Genomic DNA, 1,100 nt, shown 5'->3' on the forward strand with positions numbered 1-1,100 from the left:
GGTCTCGAGCGCGAGGCTGTCCTCATGTTCCTCGCGCAGCGCGGCCGAGTACATGACGAAACGGTTCCGCCCGTCGAGCTTGGCGCGGTACAGCGCGATATCGACGCATTTGAGCGCTTCCTCGATCGAGGGCGCGCAGCCGGCCGGGGCGACGCCGAGGCTCGCCGTTGCCGAGACATGCCGGCCGCCGACGACACGCTGGCCTGCCAGCAGCATGACGAGGCGCCCCGCCAATGCCGCGGCATCCTCGGCGTTGCGCGTCGTTGCGACCATGAACTCGTCGCCGCCGGTCCGGGCCGCGATGTCGCCGGCTTCCATCTCGGCACCCAACGTCTTGCTGACCGCCCTGAGCAGGGCGTCGCCTACATCATGGCCAAGGCTGTCGTTGATGCCCTTGAAACGGTCGATGTCGATCGAGATCAGCGTCACCGGCTGTCCCGCCGACGACATGGACTTGATCGCGCGCATGAAGCCGCGGCGGTTGTAGAGGCTGGTGATTGTGTCGTTGACGGCGAGATGCTCGAGTTCCCGCATCGAGCGCAGTCGCTCCAGGAAGACCTGGTGTATCACCCGCGCGCTGGAGAATGTCAGCACGGTGGTCAGCGCCACCGACAGGGCGATCACGAGATAGGCCGGATCCCTCGTCCAGAGCAGCGCGAGCGAGAAGGGCGCCGCGGCCATCAGGACCTGAACCCGGGTGATCAGGGGGCGAGAGCTGTTGCGCGCCGAGATGCCGGCGAGGTAGCCGATGGTTTGCGCGACCGCCAGGACCGCCACCGGTTCGTAGGTGTAGCGCAGGATCGTATAGGCCCCGAATGCGCTGATCAGGACGGCCGTGGACCAGGCACCGGCCATGGCGCATTTCTCGAGCCGGTCGATCTGGGCGGCGCTGGCGGAAGCGAGGCTGACCGATCGGTAGTGTCGGTGCGAGTGGTTCCGGAAGCCGCCGACGACGAGGATCAGCGTAGCGAGGGCGTAAAAGACAGGGTCGTTGCCAGTCAAGAGGCCGGCGGCAGCCATGACCACTGCGACGGTGATTGTGCCGATGAGGATCGCGGCCGGAGTGGCGTAGAGCGCCGCCACCAGCTCCGATTTCATCG

General features: G+C 66.7%; 1 protein-coding gene. It reads right to left on the reverse strand.

What is annotated here, in order from left to right:
- On the reverse strand, positions 1–1,100 hold a 1,100-nt coding region (locus ACIPIA_RS16835; RefSeq protein ID WP_400511130.1), incomplete at both ends, for a diguanylate cyclase.

Origin of the sequence: Allobosea sp. CER48 (assembly GCF_044752385.1) — a bacterium.
Taxonomy (GTDB): domain Bacteria; phylum Pseudomonadota; class Alphaproteobacteria; order Rhizobiales; family Beijerinckiaceae; genus Allobosea.